General features: G+C 57.3%; 12 protein-coding genes and 1 tRNA gene. 5 read left to right on the top strand and 8 right to left on the bottom strand.

Translation table 11 applies throughout. The features are described from left to right. Positions 1–81: 81 nt before the first annotated feature. A complete protein-coding gene (locus O3S85_RS18325; protein WP_269542285.1) occupies positions 82–1,626 on the bottom strand; it encodes an MFS transporter in 1,545 nt (514 codons plus the stop codon). A gap of 141 nt (positions 1,627–1,767) precedes the next feature. Beyond that, on the bottom strand, positions 1,768–3,510 hold the full coding sequence (gene polX, locus O3S85_RS18320; protein WP_269542283.1) for a DNA polymerase/3'-5' exonuclease PolX: 1,743 nt from the start codon (positions 3,508–3,510) through the stop codon (positions 1,768–1,770). A 152-nt stretch (positions 3,511–3,662) separates the two neighbouring features. Between polX and gmd the strand changes: the two genes are divergently transcribed. Next, on the top strand, positions 3,663–4,694 hold the full coding sequence (gene gmd, locus O3S85_RS18315; protein WP_269542282.1) for a GDP-mannose 4,6-dehydratase: 1,032 nt from the start codon (positions 3,663–3,665) through the stop codon (positions 4,692–4,694). 75 nt (positions 4,695–4,769) lie between these two features. Beyond that, entirely contained in the window at positions 4,770–5,717 is a 948-nt protein-coding gene (locus O3S85_RS18310; protein WP_269542280.1) for a GDP-L-fucose synthase family protein, read from the top strand. A gap of 187 nt (positions 5,718–5,904) precedes the next feature. Here the strand turns inward: O3S85_RS18310 and O3S85_RS18305 are convergent, their stop codons facing one another. The 3 genes from O3S85_RS18305 to O3S85_RS18295 all read right to left on the bottom strand — a co-directional run bounded on the left by O3S85_RS18305 (position 5,905) and on the right by O3S85_RS18295 (position 11,673). Then, positions 5,905–7,239 (bottom strand): anaerobic sulfatase maturase, encoded by a 1,335-nt coding sequence (locus tag O3S85_RS18305; protein ID WP_269542279.1) that lies wholly within the window; start codon positions 7,237–7,239, stop codon positions 5,905–5,907. After that, positions 7,239–10,367 (bottom strand): AsmA family protein, encoded by a 3,129-nt coding sequence (locus O3S85_RS18300; RefSeq protein WP_269542278.1) that lies wholly within the window; start codon positions 10,365–10,367, stop codon positions 7,239–7,241. The genes O3S85_RS18305 and O3S85_RS18300 overlap by 1 nt, the downstream gene beginning before the upstream one ends. A gap of 79 nt (positions 10,368–10,446) precedes the next feature. Continuing rightward, positions 10,447–11,673 (bottom strand): DUF2851 family protein, encoded by a 1,227-nt coding sequence (locus tag O3S85_RS18295; RefSeq protein ID WP_269542276.1) that lies wholly within the window; start codon positions 11,671–11,673, stop codon positions 10,447–10,449. Between the two features lie 123 nt (positions 11,674–11,796). On the opposite strand from O3S85_RS18295, the gene O3S85_RS18290 reads away from it, so the two are divergent. Further along, a complete protein-coding gene (locus tag O3S85_RS18290; RefSeq protein WP_269542274.1) occupies positions 11,797–12,981 on the top strand; it encodes a mechanosensitive ion channel family protein in 1,185 nt (394 codons plus the stop codon). Here O3S85_RS18290 and O3S85_RS18285 read toward each other — a convergent pair. Together O3S85_RS18285 and O3S85_RS18280 are read right to left on the bottom strand one after the other, a co-directional pair. After that, positions 12,973–13,494, bottom strand: coding sequence for a response regulator (locus tag O3S85_RS18285; RefSeq protein WP_269542272.1), 522 nt, complete (start codon positions 13,492–13,494; stop codon positions 12,973–12,975). The genes O3S85_RS18290 and O3S85_RS18285 overlap by 9 nt on opposite strands. A gap of 30 nt (positions 13,495–13,524) precedes the next feature. Further along, positions 13,525–14,679 (bottom strand): type II secretion system F family protein, encoded by a 1,155-nt coding sequence (locus O3S85_RS18280; protein ID WP_269542271.1) that lies wholly within the window; start codon positions 14,677–14,679, stop codon positions 13,525–13,527. A 124-nt stretch (positions 14,680–14,803) separates the two neighbouring features. Here O3S85_RS18280 and O3S85_RS18275 point away from each other — a divergent pair. Next, a tRNA-Gly gene (locus tag O3S85_RS18275) sits at positions 14,804–14,878 on the top strand. A 24-nt stretch (positions 14,879–14,902) separates the two neighbouring features. Here O3S85_RS18275 and O3S85_RS18270 read toward each other — a convergent pair. Further along, positions 14,903–16,933: an aldo/keto reductase gene (locus O3S85_RS18270; protein ID WP_269542269.1), complete on the bottom strand. Its 2,031-nt coding sequence runs from the start codon at positions 16,931–16,933 to the stop codon at positions 14,903–14,905. Between the two features lie 72 nt (positions 16,934–17,005). Here O3S85_RS18270 and araC point away from each other — a divergent pair, with 72 nt between their 5' ends. Next, on the top strand, positions 17,006–17,827 hold the full coding sequence (araC, locus tag O3S85_RS18265; protein WP_269542267.1) for an arabinose operon transcriptional regulator AraC: 822 nt from the start codon (positions 17,006–17,008) through the stop codon (positions 17,825–17,827). The last annotated feature ends 63 nt before the right edge of the window (positions 17,828–17,890 follow it).

Raw genomic sequence — 17,890 nt, 5'->3', positions numbered from 1 at the left:
CTAGTTAATCAGGCCAGCTCTGGCGAACAAAAAAGCGGGACAGGCCATGATGCACCTTGTTCCCGCTTCATGCTCAGCGATTTAAACGAGATCCGCATCGGCTTCCCGTTCGCGGTCGATCTCCTCGTCGGTTTGCTTTTGCCCAATGCTTTCCAGGCTGAGCCCCTTCGTTTCAATGGCAAAAACAAAGGTGACCACGGCACCAATGAGCGATGTCACCACCAGTGCATAAAGCAGCATGGTCGTACCGATATGGGCCAATAAAATCGGGAATAAGAACGCCGTGAGCACCGCACCAATCTTGGCAAACGACGCCGCAAAGCCCGCCCCCATGCCGCGCACGTGCGTTGGGAACACCTCCCCGGCCAGCAGGTAGGTCATCGCATTCGGCCCAAGATTCGTCATGAAGAAGAACAGCATGAAGCCCACGAAGAGCAGCAGCATATTATTACTGCCGTCTGGATTCATTGACAACGCCGCCAACAGCAAACCAACCGCGCAGCCCACAAAGCCCACGATTTGCAGTTTTATCCGGCCAACCTTGTCCACCAGCAAGATGGCAAAGATAATGCCGAACACGAACAGCAAGTCCATGATCGCTGAGCCCTTCGAAGCCAGCATGTCGTTGTGGATGATGTCCTTGATCGTGTTTTCCTGCGTCCTGGCACCGATCATCGCGGCCAGGATCGTCGGTGTAAAAATGCCAATGCCGTAGGTGCCCAAATCCTGCAAAAACCAAGGCAATGAGGCCAGGATAGTCGCCTTGCGGTTATCCTTGTTAAAGAGCGAAAAGTAGTTCGATTTCGGCTTGGGTTTGCTGTCGTCATGAGGGCTTTTGAGCCGGACATGCTTCGGGTATTGCGGATGGCGCTTGAGCAGACGATGCGTCTCATACTCCGCGTCTTCCATCCGGCCCTTGGACACCAGCCAGTGGATGCTGTCCGTCACATAAAAACGCCCGATGATCACCAGTATCGCCGGAAAAATCGCAGTGGCATACATCCAGCGCCAGGCACCGACATCCGGGTCCTTCATCAGGAGTACCAGCCCAATCAGCGTCCCTGCCAACGCGCCCACCGCCTGAAATGCAAATGCACTCAACACCAGCCGACCGCGCATGACCGTGGGGATACTTTCCGAAATAACCAAGTGGGCCGTCGGGTAGTCGCACCCGAGCGCAATGCCAACGCCGAACAGGCAAATCACTAGCACAATAAAATTGGGTGCAAAGCAAAGCGCCGTCAGGAACACCGTAAAGATAATCATCTCCAGGATGAACATTCGCTTGCGCCCCCACAGGTCAGATAAGCCACCGAGCGCCGAGGCTCCCACCAAAATACCGGCCAGCGTCGCCGCCGTCACAAAGCCTGTGTCCGAGGCATTCAAGGCGAATTCCTCGGTGACCAGCGGCAGCGCCACGCCCGTCATAAAAACGACCATGCCCTCGAAGAATTTCCCCGCCGTGGCCAACATCCAGATACGCCACTGCATCACCGTCATCGGCGTTGTGGGCGTGGTCGTGCCGTCGGCCCAGATTGGGCGTTCGTCAATATACTCCTGAACGGTGCGCTCAGGTTGCGGCGACCCCGGATCGGGCTGCAAAGGTGGTGTGTTGCTCTTTGACACGGCTACTAAATGAGTTGAGCAGGTAGGCGGCATCAAAACAGGGCTAAGCACCTAGCCTGACAAGGCTCAACAGCTCCCGTAACACAAACCTTACATTCAACGCATTCAGCACAACCATACAGGCTGCCTTGACGGCAAAAACTACTCTACCCCGAAGTATTGCTTCACCTCAGCCAGCGGACGCGTGTTCAAGATATGCTTCGGCTCCAGCCAGCCTTTACGCGCCACGTTAATCCCCGCTACAAACAACGCCAGGCCATCCGTATCGTGCGCGTCGGGGTTGATCGCGCACAGCAGCCCCTTGTCCACGGCGTTTTTCCAATGACGCCAGTCCATATCCAAGCGCCAGGGATTCGCGTTCAGCTCGATAATGGTATCATTGGCAATGGCCGCATCGATCACTTTGCCCACGTTAACCGCATAAGGCTCACGGCGCAGCAGCAGACGCCCGGTCAAATGTCCCAACATGGTGACGTGCTCATTTTCAATCGCCTTGATGATACGCTTCGTCATCTCGTCCTCGGTCAATGTCAGCGCATTGTGCACCGAGGCGACCACGTAATCCAAGGTCGCCAGCACATCGTCGTCGAAGTCGAGTGAACCATCCTTCAGGATATCCACCTCGCTCCCGGCAAAGACGTGGCACTTGAACTTGCCGCTCGCGTTCAGCGCACGAATTTTCTCTACCTGCGCGGCCAGGCGGTCCTCATCCAGCCCGCTGGCCTGAAAGCTCGCCTTGGAGTGGTCGGCAATACCCAGGTATTCTAGGCCCAGCTCCTCGGCCGCCACCGTCATTTCCTCCAGGGTGTTATGGCCATCGCTGGCGGTCGTGTGGTTGTGAAACACGCCACGAATATCTTCTACCTCAATGAGTTGCGGAAAATCACCCGTCTCGCCGGCTTCGATTTCCCCGCGGTCCTCGCGGAGCTCGGGCGGAACCCATTTCATGTCGAGCTTGGCGTAAATTTGCTCTTCGGTTTCGGCGGCGATGACGGATTTCCGGTCCGGGTCTTCCGGCTTCGAATCCTTGTCGAACAAGCCCCACTCCGAGAGCGACCACCCCCGCTCCAAGGCCCGCTGCCGCATCCGGACATTATGATCCTTACTTCCGGTAAAGTGCAGCAGGGCAAACGCAAACTGCTCGGGCGGCACCACACGTAAATCAGCCTGCAAACCGTCCTGAAAACGCACGCTGGACTTCGTATGTCCATGGGCAGTGACTTCCGATACCGTATCCAAACCGACAAACCAGTCCATGACCGGCTTGGGCTTGGTTGAAGCCACGATAAAGTCCAAATCGCCGACGGTCTCACGCATGCGACGCAAGCTACCGGCCGACTCAGCCCGCTCCACCTCCGGCAGCTCCCGCAAGCCCTCCACGATTGGCTCGGCAACGCTGGCCGCCTTCCACCAATGGTGCCGCGCCTGATAGGCCTCACGGTTCGCAATGCCCGACAGCAGCTTTTGCTCGGTTTTCGCGCCAAATCCGGAAATTTCTGCGACCTTGCCCGCTTCGCAGGCGGCCTTGAGCGATTCCACACTGTCGATGCCCAGCTCGTCATGGAGTTTTTTAATCTTCTTGGGGCCGAGGTTGGGAATCGTCAGCAGTTCGATCATGCTCTCGGGCACCGACGCCTTCAGCTTGTCATAATACTCCAACTCGCCAGTCTCGTGCAGTGTGGTAATTTTCTCCACCAGCGCCTTGCCGATGCCCTTGATCTTGCCCAGGCGATCCTCCTCGATCACTGCCCCGAGATCCTCCTCCAGCGTCTCCAGCGCGCGCGCGCCACTTTGGTAGGCGCGGACCTTAAACGGGTTTTCGCCCTTGAGCTCCAGCAGCTCCGCAATTTCCTCCAAAACGCCGACAATCTCGCTTTTTTCCATACTTCAACCAGTATGAACAAACGACGTGCTGCCAATCAAACTCGCTAACTTTCTTCAGCACCATCAGAGTGGAACAAATCCTACAGCCGAAGTTCAAAGAAAATTGAATAAAATGAGCTAGCCAAAACGCTCAAGATAACTATACCAGCATCATGCCTAAGAAAGCCCTGATAACAGGAATCACCGGTCAGGACGGTTCCTACCTCGCCGAATTGCTCTTGGAAAAAGGTTACGAAGTCCACGGCATCATTCGCCGCGCATCGACCTTTAATACCGACCGCATCGACCACCTTTACCGCGATCCGCACGTCAACGGCTCGAAATTGCACCTGCACTACGGTGACCTCGCCGACGGCAGCCGCATCACCAAACTCCTTTACGAACTCAAGCCCGACGAAATTTACAACCTCGGTGCCCAGAGCCACGTGCGCGTCTCCTTCGACAGCCCGGAATACACTGGCGACGTCACCGGCCTCTCCACCGTCCGCCTGCTCGAAGCCATTCGCGAAGCCGGCTTGACGCAGGACGTCCGTTACTACCAGGCCAGCTCCTCCGAGATGTTTGGCAAGGTGCAACACGTGCCGCAAACCGAGGAAACGCCCTTCTGGCCGCGCTCGCCGTACGGCTGCGCCAAGGTCTTTGCGTTCTGGCTCACCGTCAACTACCGCGAAGCCTACAACCTGCACGCCAGCAACGGCATTCTCTTTAACCACGAGTCCCCGCGCCGCGGCGAGACCTTCGTCACCCGCAAGATTACCCGTGCCGCGACCCGCATCAAGATGGGCCTGCAGGACAAGCTTTACCTCGGCAACCTCGACGCCCAGCGCGACTGGGGCTACGCCAAGGAATACGTCGAAGTCATGTGGCTCATGCTCCAACAGGATAAGCCTGATGACTACGTTTGCGCGACCAACGAGACCCACAGCGTCCGCGACTTCGTAATCGAGACCTTCAACCTGCTCGACCTCGACTGGGAAAAGTATGTCGACTACGACAAGCGCTACGAGCGCCCCTCCGAGGTCGACCTGCTCATCGGCGACCCCGCCAAGCTCAAGAAGCAAATCGGCTGGGAGCCCAAGGTGAAGTTCAAGGAGCTCGTCAAAATCATGACCGAAGCCGACCTCGAACTCGCCAAACAAGAGCACGCCTACAAGGAAGCAACCGGCGTCAACAAGAGCTTCTAGCCCTTACGGATTTCAGGATGCGGATTGCGGAATTTCCGTAATCCGCTTCTTTTTATCGTAAACGTTTCTCATCCCATGAACTCCGATTCCAAGATTTACGTTGCCGGGCACCGCGGCATGGTCGGCGCAGGCGTCGTCCGCGCCCTGCAAGCCAAAGGCTACCAGAACATCATTACGCGCACCCGCAGCGAGCTCGACTTGACGAATCAAGTCGCCGTCAACGAGTTCCTCGCCACCGAAAAGCCGGATGTGATCGTGATCGCTGCAGCGAAGGTCGGCGGCATTCACGCCAACAACACCTACCCGGCCGAGTTCATTTACGAAAACCTAGCGCTGGAGCAAAACCTGATCCACGGTGCCTATCAGCATGGCGTCGGGCGTGTGCTTTTCCTGGGCAGCTCTTGCATTTACCCAAAACTCGCCGAGCAGCCGATGCGCGAAGACGCCCTGCTCACCGGCCCGCTGGAGCCCACCAACGAAGCCTACGCCATCGCCAAGATCGCTGGCCTCAAGCTTTGCGAATACTACCGACGTCAATATGGGGTGACATACCACTCCGCCATGCCGACCAATCTCTATGGCCAGCGTGACAACTACCATGGGGAAAATTCCCATGTGTTGCCCGCCCTGCTCCGCCGCTTCCACGAAGCCAAGGAGTCCGGTGCCAAGGAAATCACCCTTTGGGGAACGGGCTCGCCGATGCGCGAGTTTCTCCACGTCGACGATCTCTCCGCCGCCCTCGTCTACCTGCTGGAGCTCGAAGAGCCGCCGGACTTGGTCAATGTCGGCTACGGCAGCGATGTCACCATCAAGGAACTTTCAGAAATCGTCTGCGACACCGTGGGCTTCGAAGGCGAGATGGTCTGGGACACCAACCGCCCCGACGGCACTCCGCGCAAGCTGATGGACTCCTCCATCATGCGCAGCCTCGGCTGGGAGCCCAAGATAGACCTCCGTACCGGCGTCAAGCAAACCTACCAGTCCTTCCTCGACGAAATGGCCGACGGCTCCCTCCGCGCCTGAAGCGTCCCGCTTCACAGTCGGATGCGAATGCATTCGGATTTGCCCATTGGGCAAATGGCTATCTAGCTGAACAAGGTAGGGCGCAGTCTCCAGACAAGCCGCCAGCTCCTGCTGGACAGATTAATTTGCCCTTTGACAAATGGGCTTGCGGCGCGAGGACGCGCCTGCGCTGCCCTCATTAGGTATCTTAGCGACGGCTGGCCGCACGTTGCTTATCCAACAACTTCGGGTCCTTCTTCAGCATCGGCATAATCTCCGCCGGGGCGCGGCGATTACGATAAAGCTGAGCCATGATCTGCATCGCCGGATCGATGTGGCGGAAGAATTTCAGGTAGCTCGGGCACAGGTAATTCAGCCCGAACTCGCCATCCTTCGTCCAGGTAAAGCGATGCTTCGGGCACTCACCATGGCAGGCAAAGCGGACATCGCACTTCACGCACTGCTGCGGCAGGCCAAGCTTTTTGTCCTGCCCAAATTGCTTCATTGCATCGCTTTCCACGATGGCACCAAGTGACTGGTTCAGCACGTTGCCGACCTTGTAGCGCGGGTAAACGTAGTGGTCACAGGCGAAGACGTCGCCATCGTGCTCAATGGCCATCGCCTTGCCGCATGTTTCGCTAAATACGCAGAGTCCGCCGGGAATATTGAGCCACTTGCCGAGCGCCATGTCGATAATCTGCACGTAGGTCTTGCCAACATCGCGCGTTACCCAACGGTCGAAAATTTTGCAAAGAAACTCGCCATATTTGTGCGGGTCCACCGCCCAATGCGCCATGACTGGCGGGCGTTTTTCAATGGGCGGATTGCGGAAGTCCGGCGGATGCGCGAGCTGTAGACCGATGTCGCGCGAATCCTTGTCGGGCAGACGCTCGACGATCGGGATAAATTGCAGGTAGCCGCTGCCGATGTTTTTCAGGAATTTATAAACGTCCAGCGCCTTGTCGACATTGCCCGCGTGAACGCAGGTCAGGGTGTTGAACTCCACTTTGAACTTCTTGGCGAGCTCGATGCCGCGTATCACTTTGGCGTAGGACGGACCCTTTTTCTTATCGACGCGGTAGTGGTTGTGCAGCTCCTCCGGGCCGTCGATACTGATGCCGACGAGGAAATTTTCGTCGTGAAGAAAGCGCGCCCAATCCTCATCGAGTAAGGTGCCATTGGTCTGCAGGGCATTCTCAATCGTGCGCCCGTTGGCATACTTTTTCTGATACTCAACGACTTTTTGGAAAAACTTAACCCCCATCAGTGTCGGCTCCCCACCCTGCCAGGCAAAGGTCACCGTGTGCTCGGGCTGCGACTCGATGTAATTGCGAACGTAGGCCTCAAGCGTCTCCTCAGACATCTTGAAGCGCTCGTTCGAGCCGTAGAGATTCTCCTTTTCGAGGTAGAAGCAATACTCGCAATCCAGATTGCAAAGCGGCCCAATGGGCTTGGTCATCACGTGAAACGGCGCGGACGCCATGTCATGCTTGGGACCTTGAGTCAGTTTTTCATCAATCTGGATTACCGGGCTTTGGGGCATTATTGAGAGCTGTCGTCTTTCTTTTTCTGCTGATTCAGGATGCCTTGCAATAAGCCGCCAACAGCGCGCGCAGTATCCTGATTCTTCTGATCTTTAGTTTGATTCTGAGACTGGTCGTCCGTCACGCCAAGCGTATTCGTGGCAGAATTCGCAGCCCCTCCCACCAGGCTGGTGACGATGTTCGGCAGGTTGCCCAAGACCGTGCTTGCTAAACTGCTGTAATAATCCGGCTGGCTCAATGTGCCCGTGATATCAAATTTTGGCCCACTCACAAACCCCTCGCTGTCCTGCTGCTGACCGGCAAGCTTAAGATCCGTGATGAGCTTCAACTGGTTGCCACGCGTCCACAACTGAGCCGAAATTTTCATTGGTTGCTGCGTCAGAGGCACGTCCTTTTGGTAGGTGATCTGGCCGTTCCCCTTGAACATCATGTTGTTAACGTTACTCAGCAGCACGAACTCGCTCAGGTTGACGTTTAAGTTCTCCTTGCGATTGGCAGTCAGTGAAATCTGGTCGTATTCGATCTTTTGGCTAATCGCTTTGAGCATGCCGTTAACCTGTTGCACCGCAGGATTTTCCTTAACTGCGCTAACGCCAAACTGGCTCGTAATTTCGCTGACCAGCCCCAGCCCTGCGCCGATGCCCGAGACCGCATCGCCCACCGCGCTGCCCTGAGTGCGCACAACCCCCGGGCCGCCCTTCAGATCCAAATTGAAGAGCACCAGATCGGCCAACTGCCCCAGCGTCGGAGCATCACCCTTGGCCTCGCCCTTGAAGGAAAACGGGCCGGTGACGCCGGCATTTTGCGGGTTGCCATCTTTGGCGGTCAAGGTGCCAACCTCCAGCCCCTCCAGGTCGATATCCGCATCCAGCGTGTAGGGCTTGGCTTTACCTGCCGTGAAATCGATGATCGCCTTTGCGTTGACCGGCGCGTTGTTGAGCACTGCCTTGAGCGGCGTGATGCGCAAGGTCTTATCGTTGATCAGCAGCTTGCCCTCAAAGTCCTGAAAAGTGCTTTTGCCCATTATGACCCGGCCGAAATTGATGTCCAACGTGCCATCGTTACCCGTCCAGGCCGCGACCTTGTCCGGACCGGTTTGCGCGTTGGCGGTAGGCGTCGGCTGAGGCATATCCTGCGCGGGCGCAGCGGTTGGGGCGACATACTGGGGATTTTTAAATGCCTTACCCAGCATCTGCAGCTGGTCGATGCTCAGCGATTGGCCGCTTAGATCTACGTCAAAATTGTTCACACCGCCGGAGCGATCCACCTTGGCGACTAAATTCGCGTCACTAACAAGTGACGAACCCTTAATATTCAATGGTCCCTGTAGGTCGATCTTCTCCGCGCCATCAACGGTGCCCTTCAGCGAGAGCGTTGCCCTGGCAAGACGGTCGTAGCTTTCCTTAAGCGTCAGGTCGGTCAATGCCAGGGAGGCATCCACCGCCACGCCACCAGAAGCCGGCGTGACTTTTCCATTCAGCGAATACTGCCCGCCAGCCAAGCCTGCGTATTTCTCTAACACCGGTTGAGCCAGCAGGTTAGCCAAGTCGCCGCTCAGGTTGAGACTCACATTAGCGGTATCCGCCGCGTTCTCCATGTTCGCAGAGTAATCGACGCTGCCACTCAGCAGATTCTTACCGCCACTAGTCAGGCTCAGAGCGTCGAGCTTCAGTTGAAGGTCCTTCTCGTCGATGACAATGTTTGGCGTCAGCGCGATGTTGACCGACTTCAGCACTGGCTGGCCATCCTTAGCGAGGGAAAGCGAAGTGACGCTCCATGGCTTCGTGCTTGTGACCGTGAAATTGGAGTCACTCTGGGCGGTAATGGAAGCGCCACCAGTCATTTCGTCACCATCAAGAGACATCCCTTTCAGAAATGGATTGAGCCACTCGATGGGCAGGCTTTGTAAATCGATGGTTAGGAGCTCACCCGACTGGCCGTCAAGCTGCGGCTTGCCATCGACAATCTTTACGGTGAACTTCCGCTTCAGCTCTAGCGCGAGCAATTTGCGACCACTGGTAGTGACGAAATTCGCGTCCAGTGTCTCCAGCAATACCTGCTTGGATTGGAGCGTGGACTGAAGATTCGCGGTCAGCGTGCCACCGCCCACGTTGGCCAGCTCAGGCTTCCATTGGGCCAAGTTCCGCAGATCAAGTTGCAGCTTCCCCCCCACGACGAACTGCTCCGCCTTGCCATCAAGGGTGAACTTCTCGTTCATGGTAAGCGCAAAGTCCGGCAGGTCGGCACCCATCAGAAAGGGCTCCAGCGTCGCGCGATCTACATCTGCCGTCATGCCTCCCACCAGCGACTCGGTTGCCGGCGTGTAGGTAGAATCCAGTTGCGCCAGCTGCTTATTGTCGCGGCTCAGCGTCAAAATATACTCCTCGGTCTCGCTCTTATCCTCGGCGGAAGCCGCGATGGTGAGCGTTGCGGGCTTACTGAGCGCACCGCCACTCGCAGAAATGTCACCAACGAAGGATACGCGATCCAACTTCTGTTCGCTGGTTTGATTCAGCTTCAACTCCCCGTTGACCGCCAGCTTGCCAGCGGCTGCACCCGGGGTCTGGTCGATCAGGTCGCCTTTGAGGGTTAGCTTGCCCTCCTTACCCGGGGCAATGTCTCCGCCCGTGACGAAGAAGGTCAGTTGGCGCTTGGGCATCACGACTTGGCCGTTGATGTCGGCCTTACCCAGATAAATTTTCAGCGGAATCTCCGCGTTATCAAAAATTCCCTCAAACTTTGGCGCTCCCCCCTCAACGGAAGGTTCATCGTCATCCGATTTGTCACCACTTGGTTTCATTTTTGTGGTATCGACGTAAAGTTTGTCGATTACCAACTCGTCAATGCGCAGCTCTTTACCGAAAACGAAGTCCCACAGCGAGTATTGCAGTTGCAAGTCGCCGAGCTTGATCAGGGCACCGTTTTTCTCGATCTCCAGGTCTTGCACGTCAACTTTCGACATGCCCGCCGAGAGCGTTTCGACCTGAACCTTGTCAACTTTGCCCTCCATGGAGCTTAGGAAAATCGACTTCTGGAAGCCTGGCCGCGTGACAACCACCGCCGCAATCACGACCACCAGGATCAGCAATACGGCAAGGATCAGAATAACTTTGAGGAATTTCTTCATAGGTAGCCTTTAATTAAATAGAACGTAATCAGGATGATGCGGGTCACAAGTTTTTGACGCAAAAATTCACAGGCCCTCATCAAAGCCCCTGCGTAAAAAATCGCTGGAGCGCGCCTTGCAGCAAGCCGTTGCAGCGCGGCTGACGCGGGCCGCAAACACCCGCCTCACGAAGGAACTGGTTCAGCGCACCAGGCGCATCGCCAACCATCCAGTGATGCCAGAGGCCGAACAAGTCGCGCCCGGTCTCAACGGACAACATCGGCAGGAGCGCATCGACCACTAGCGTATCCAGCCGCGGGCCGGATAAAGCGCTGCAAAGCACCTCCCCCGCCAGCTCGTCGCGCAAGGCGGAAAAGCGTGCCGTGCGGCGGACCAAGGTGGTGCGCTCGTCCGGGTCGGCCTCGGCGGTCAAGGCAGTCCATTTCAGGAGTGACTGCGGCCAGTCGGGCTTTCCGTTGAGCAGGGTCAGGTATTGCTCGAAGCGCCGGCGCGGATGGTTGGCCGGACGCAGCCCGGCGAGCTTCCAACGCCCTTGGGCAAACTCAAACAGCGAATCCGGCGTCATCGTGGCCATCACATCGGGCGGGAAACGCTCGGCCAGCGCGATCATCGGCGCGCGATTGCGGCGGAAGCCCAGCGCCTCCAGCACCGCCTGATGCAGCGCCAACCGCCAGCCCAGCCGCTCGATCCGCATCTGCGCGTAGCGGCGCTTCTGCCGCCAGCGGTCAAAGGCGAGGTCGCGCAAATCGGCCAAGCGCGCCGTGACGGACAGGCTCAAATAATACTGGACGAGGTCCAGGTGGTCTCGGCGCTCCATGGCCAGCAGGGCGTCTTCCATCGCATGCGACTCCAGGTCACGGTCCAGCAGCGGCAGGAGCGCCAGCGTCTCCGGCTGCGCGCCGAGGGCGGTGTAGGCCGGGCGGCTGCCGTCGTCAAACACCACCACGTGCAGGACGACGCGGTCGAAGTTGGCATCACTCTCGTGGCCGTGGTCGAACCAGTCCCCCGGGTAGAAATGGATTTCCACATCGCCGTCCACGCGTTCGCCGTCGATCTCCAACAGCGCGTCGCGGAAATCCGGGCCCTCCTGGAGATTCCACTGCCCGGGGCGGCGAATGACCAGACGACGTCCCGACTGTGTTTTTAAATCCTCGCGATGAAAGTCCTGCCTCAGCCAAATGCGCTGCACGACCCGCTCGGATAGGCTAACGGGCCCGAACTCACCGGGCAGCTCGGCAACTTCCATTGCCAGTGTGCCGGCAACTTCCATTGCCAGTGTGCCATCCACGTTCGGAAAAGCAGTCATGGTAGAGGACAACATAATGCATTCCCTCAATCCGCCAAGCGCAAACCAATCACCGGTTACGAATGTGCCGCATTTGGAATGTAATTTGCATTAAGAATAAACCTGACTTTCATAATGACCAGCATGACTACTGACTTTCTGACCCAGGATTTTCTCGGCAATCCCGTCTGGCACTACGGCTTTGCCCTCGCCTGTGTGGCGATTGGCTACGTGATCGCCAAGCTCGGGCATTTTGCGGTGACGAAGGCCGGTAACCGTTTCGCTGAGGACCAAAACAGCGTGATGAAGGTCTTCTACGCGTCGGTGGGCAAGTCCCTCGGCGCGATTGGCATGTCAATCGGTCTGCGTATCGGCGTGGGGCTGATCGTCTTTCCGGGGAAACTGGAGGGCATCGCCGATCTGGCGGCGTCCATTCTCATCATTCTTTCCTTCGGCATGCTCGTGCTGCATCTCGTCGCCGTGCCCGAATACCTGATGACCAAGCATGCCGAAAAGGACGACACCCGCATGGACGCCATGCTTGTGCCGCTGATCAGCAAAACGCTTCGCGTCGTCGTGATCGGCGTCATCATCTTGCAGATTTTTCAGATCATCAGCGGTAAGGAAATCACCACAATTCTCGCCGGTTTGGGCATTGCCTCGCTGGCGTTTGGCCTCGCCGCCCAAGAGAGCATTGGCAACCTGTTTGGCTCGGTGTTCCTCTTTATGAACAAGCCGTTCGAAATCGGCGAACGCTGCAACATCGACGGCCACGATGGCGTAATCAGCGAGATGGGCCTGACCTGCACCCGCATGGAGCGCCTCGACGGACACCTGGTCACCATCCCCAACGGCCAGCTTTACAAAAAGACGATTCACAACATCGGCAAGCGGCCCTTCATCCGCCGCATTATGAACGTGACCATCACCTACGACACGCCGCCGGAAAAAATCGAAGAAGCGGTCAAAATTCTGCGCGACCTGATGGCCTACAAGGAGGGTGATGAGTCCACCAAAATGAACGAAGCCATCAACCAAGGGGACTTACTGCCCCGCGTTTACTTCAACGAATTCAACGCCGATTCGCTCAACATCATTTGCATTTACTGGTACCAGCCCCCGGCGTATTGGGACTTCCTGGAGCACAGCCAGTGGCTCAACATCCGCATTTTCAAGGCCTTTGGTGAGGCCGGCATCGACTTCGCCTTCCCCTCACAAACCATCTACTTGGCTGGAGACGACAACCGCCCGCTCAACATCCCGGGCATGGACTCGATTCGCAGCCTAGAAAGCCAGGCAACCAAGGGCGCGCCGGAAAAATCAGCCTAGGTCCACACCCAGGATTTTCGAGGCCTTGGCCTTGTCGCCATTACACAGATCCAGGACGAAGCCCGCATAATTCTCTTCCGCCAGTTGCAGGTGTTCGGCAAGCGTGGGCAGATTCTCGATCTCAGACTCTCGGAGGCGCGGCCGACGCACCTTGGACTCCTCATACGCCCGCTCCACGGCCACCATGAGCGAGTCGACTTGAATCGGCTTTTCAATAACCAGATAAATCCCCGCACCAATTGCGTCCTGCGTCAGCTCTTCACTGGTAAAGCCCGACATGAGAATAATGATGACATTCGGGTCAGCTTCAATCAATCGCCGGGCCAGCTCCAAGCCATCCATCGGCTCCATCGCATAGTCGATCAGGACCACATCGAACCGGCTTTGCCGATAGCGCATCAAGGCCTCTTCCCCGGAAGAAGCTCCAGCGCAGAGATAACCCGTAGCACCCATGAGACCGGTTAACATCTCATGAATGGCAGGCAGGTCGTCGACGATCAGCAAACTAGGCATATGTGAGGGGGTAGATTCAGGGATTAAAGATTAGCCGCCAACCACACTGGAGAGCTGGAAGATCGGCAAGAACATAGCCATCACGATACCACCGATGACCACACCCAATACGCAGATCAGAATTGGCTCCATCAGCGATGTCAGCGATTCGACAATGTTATTCACTTCCACGTCGTAGAAATCGGCAATCTTATTCATCATCCCGTCGACATTACCGGTTTGCTCACCGGCCTTGGCCATGTGTTTAACCATCGATGGGAAATACGGCGTCTCGGCGATAACTTCCGATAGCTGGCCGCCCTGACTGATGTGGCGGCTAAAGTTCACGCATGCCTCTTCAATGAAGGTGTTGTTCGACGCACTGGAGCAAATCTCCAGCGTGCGCAGGATCGGCACACCGCTTCGCAGCAGAATTGCGTAGGTGCGGCAGAAGCGGGAGATATTCACCTTCTGCGAGAGGTTGCCGATAATGGGCAACTTACTGAAAAAGACATCCTTGGCGCGCCGGCCACGTGGCGTAGCGACGATCTTCTTTAACGACCACCAGAGGGCGACGCCTCCGAGGATCAGCCAGTGAATGTTATACTTCAGGAAGTCGGAAATATCGATAAGCATCTGCGTCGGCTTCGGCAGCTCAGCACCGAAGTCAGCAAACATTTCCGCGAAAACCGGGATCACGAAAATAAGCAGCACATTCACCAGGATCACCGCCAAGCCGATAACGGCAATTGGGTAGGTCATGGCGCTCTTCACCTTTTTGATGAGGGCCAGGGAGTCCTCGAAGTAAAGAGCCACCTTGCTCATAATGTCCGCCAAGGCACCAGAGGCCTCACCGGCTTCCACCATGGAAACAAAAAGGTTCGGGAAGGCCTTGGGGAACTTGCGCACCGCGTCGGAGAACGAGGTGCCGCCCGCGATGTCGTTGCGCACGTCGCGGATGATGATCTTGAAAACCGGATTTTCCGTCTGATCCTGCAAGGCTTCCAGCGCGCTCACAAGGGGCAAACCCGCCTCAAGCATAGACGAAATTTGCTGCGTGAAGACCGCCAACTCATCGAGCTTGATCTTCTTGCGGTGGGCTTGCTTTTCGTAGGCCTTTTGCTTGGCCAGTCGCTGTGACTCGGCAAATGACGGCTTCTTCTTACCGCCAGCCGGAGTCGCGCTGGCCGCGCTTTGACTTAACATTGCCATAGTGTTGCAGAATCAGAAGGTTGGTGCGCGCAGTAGGAGAGTTCACTAGCAGAAGCGCTAATTGAGGAAATATACTTGACCTAAATGGTGAACGAGGTCAAGCCTTCCCCTTTTACAGGCGGGTGTAGTACAACGGCTAGTATACGAGTCTTCCACACTTGGGATGAGGGTTCGATTCCCTCCACCCGCACCAATCTGATTCCCCAACACTCAGGCGCTAAGCCTGAATGGAGTCGCTCTTAAGGTTCAGCCAATCCATCTCCTGGGGGGTTAGGCTTACTTCAAGGCCGGTTAACGAGGTACGCAGCTCCGTAATCGTCCGCGGACCGATCAACGGGAAAGTCGGGAACGACTGCCCAATGACCCATGCCATGGCGATATTTATCGGCATCACGTTTTTTGCTTCGGCCAGTTTTTTCGCGCGTTTTTTACGTTCGAAGTTGGCCTCGCTGTAGTAACCGTGGACGAGCAATTTGTTCTCTTTGCGATCCGGAGCGCTCTGATCGGTGAAGAATCCAGCCGCTTGGCTCGACCACGGGATCAGCGGTAAATTTCGCTCGGCGAGCCATGCCTGGAACTCCGAATTGGAGCACGATTCGGTGCCCGGCCAGACGGGGTTCACCATCTCGGCGAGGCTCAGCTGGTTCGACAAGCAGACCGGCGCGGGTATGCCATTGGCCTTGGCGTAAGCCGCCGCCTCGTCGAAGCGCACCGCCGTCCAATTCGAGAAACCATAGGCACGGATCTTGCCCGACTTGATCAATTGGCCAAGCACGTCTACAAACTCGCCCACCGGCACATCGAGGTTGTCGCGGTGCATCATGTAAAGGTCGATGTAGCCGCAGAAATTGGTCTTTATCAGGCGGTCGACTTCGTCGGTCATGTAGTCCGGAGTGCAGTTGGGCGCATGTGCGCCTTTGTCGATCATCACACACTGCTCACGAACGCCACGCATCGACATCCAGCGGCCGGCAAAGCTCGGCTTGGCACCCCAGCCACGGTAGATCGAGGCGTCGTCAAACACGTTACCCCCGAGCTCGAAAAAGGCGTCGTAAAGCGGAACCACGTCGGTAAACGATCGCTGCATGCCGGGGTGGCCCATGCAAAGGCGCGACACCGGCTTGGCGACGCCGGGGATTTCCCCCTTGGGAATCGCACTGCCCGCGCCGGTCAGCTTGCCATACACGCAGGGAAATTCCGGGCCGGGCTTCTCCATTTCATATTGCAGACCGATCTCGGCGCGCCAGCGGTCCAGCGTCTGCATGTTGCCCAAGGTATCTTCAATGCTCATCGCACAGTTGAGCAAGCCGCCGCCATGGGCCAGCTGATGCACGGCCTCCACTTCAAAAGTATACAGGTGCCGCTCAGAGCTGGCGTCGATCACCTCGGGCTCCTTGCCCTTGCGCTGCAGGACTATTTTGCCACCGGCAAACCAAGGCTGCTCTACGCGAATCGTTCCTTCGGTTCCGTAAACGGTGACGTCGTTTTCCGCACCAGCGCGCACACCGCAAAAGCACTCGCCGATGATGTCGCCCTCAAATTTCAAGACCGCACTCGTCCAGGTGTCCACGCCGGTCTTTTCGTCGAGGTGGCCAATGGCCTTCAGCTCAATCGGATTATCGAACGCCTTACCCTGCACGGCCCCCGCCAACAAGCGGCACATCGAGATCGGGTAACAACCGACATCCAGGATGCCGCCGCCGCCCAGTGCATTCGCTTGGAGACGACCCTCATGGTTCTCGCCGCTATCAAAGCCAAACGACGCACGGATACGCTGCAGTTGCCCGATGGCACCTTCCTTAACCAGTTCATAGAGCTTCGCCGTCGCCGGGTGGCAGCGATACATGAATGCTTCCAGGAAGACCACATCACTCTCCAGAGCGGCATCGACCACTGCCAGCGCTTCCCCGTAGTTTAACGTAGCGGGCTTTTCGCAAAGCACATGCTTACCGGCGCGCGCGGCCTTGATCGCCCACTCGGCGTGCATCGGATGTGGCGTGGCAATGTACACCGCATCGAGCTGCGAATCGTCCAGCATCGCCTGGTAATCACCAAATGCCTGACCGCCACCAAACTCGTCGAGAAACGCCTGCGCACGGGCTGCGTCGCGACTGGCCGCGGCATAGAGCTTGCCCGTGTCGGAACCCGCCAAACCGGCGGCAAACTTGCGGGCAATGCGACCGGGGCCGATGACGCCCCAGTTGAGAATTTTAGCGGAAGCGTCGGAGACGGGGGAAGTTTCAATCATGTCGTTAGTCTATCGCATTGCCGACTTGAAAACAAGGGCCAGTCTGGTCATAAACTAGCAAAATCTTGCTACATGGCAAAAATCATCAGCAGCCCCCGAATGATCTATGCCGGCCTCGGTCGGCACGACCGCGACGCGCCCAACCGCATTCGCCGGCCGCAGGGCTTCTCCTACTGGCTGCTTGAATACACCGCCGGTGGTGTTGCCAACATGCACCTGGCCAATGGAACCGTCGAAGCCGCCGCCCACAGCATTTTCCTCTTTGAACCCGGTGCGCCACAAACCTACGAGAATGATGAATCCCGGGGCCCCTGGCTGCATTACTGGGTATGCTTTCAACCGCGATCCGAGTGGATTGATTGGCTGAATTGGCCGCGCTTGGATCAGGGCTTTGGCATGCTGAAACGGCTGGATGAAACCGTTTCCAATCGTGTAAAATCCTGCTTCGACGACATGGTGAAAACCCTCCATGGCCCCCTGCCCCAACGCGAGGCGCTGGCCATGAGCCTGCTGGAGCAGCTCATCCTGTGGTGCGACTCCGCCAACCCCAACAAGACCGCCCAGCGGCTTGATTCCCGGGTGCGCCGCGCCATGGCCTACATCTGCGACCACTACCGCGAACCGCTGACCCTGGACGACATTGCCCGCGCCTCCGGCATCTCCCCCTCCCGCCTCGCGCACCTGTTTCCGCAGGAGGTCGGCATCACCCCGATGCGTTACCTGGAGCAGCACCGCATCGAGATCGCCCGCCAGCGATTGGCCGCCACCAGCGACTCCATTTCCGCCATCGCCGAGCGCGTCGGCTACGGCAGCGCGAGCTACTTCTCCAAAGTCTTCCGCAGCGTCCGCGGCTGCACCCCACGCGAGGCCCGCCAATCGGCAACCGGTGCGTAGGACGAACGGACATTCAACTTTCAGAGAATTTGCCCCAACGGGGCTACGCAACTATAGCCCAGG

Source organism: Cerasicoccus sp. TK19100, from assembly GCF_027257155.1.
Taxonomy (GTDB): domain Bacteria; phylum Verrucomicrobiota; class Verrucomicrobiia; order Opitutales; family Cerasicoccaceae; genus Cerasicoccus; species Cerasicoccus fimbriatus.
This window is presented reverse-complemented; position numbering and strand designations above follow the sequence as displayed.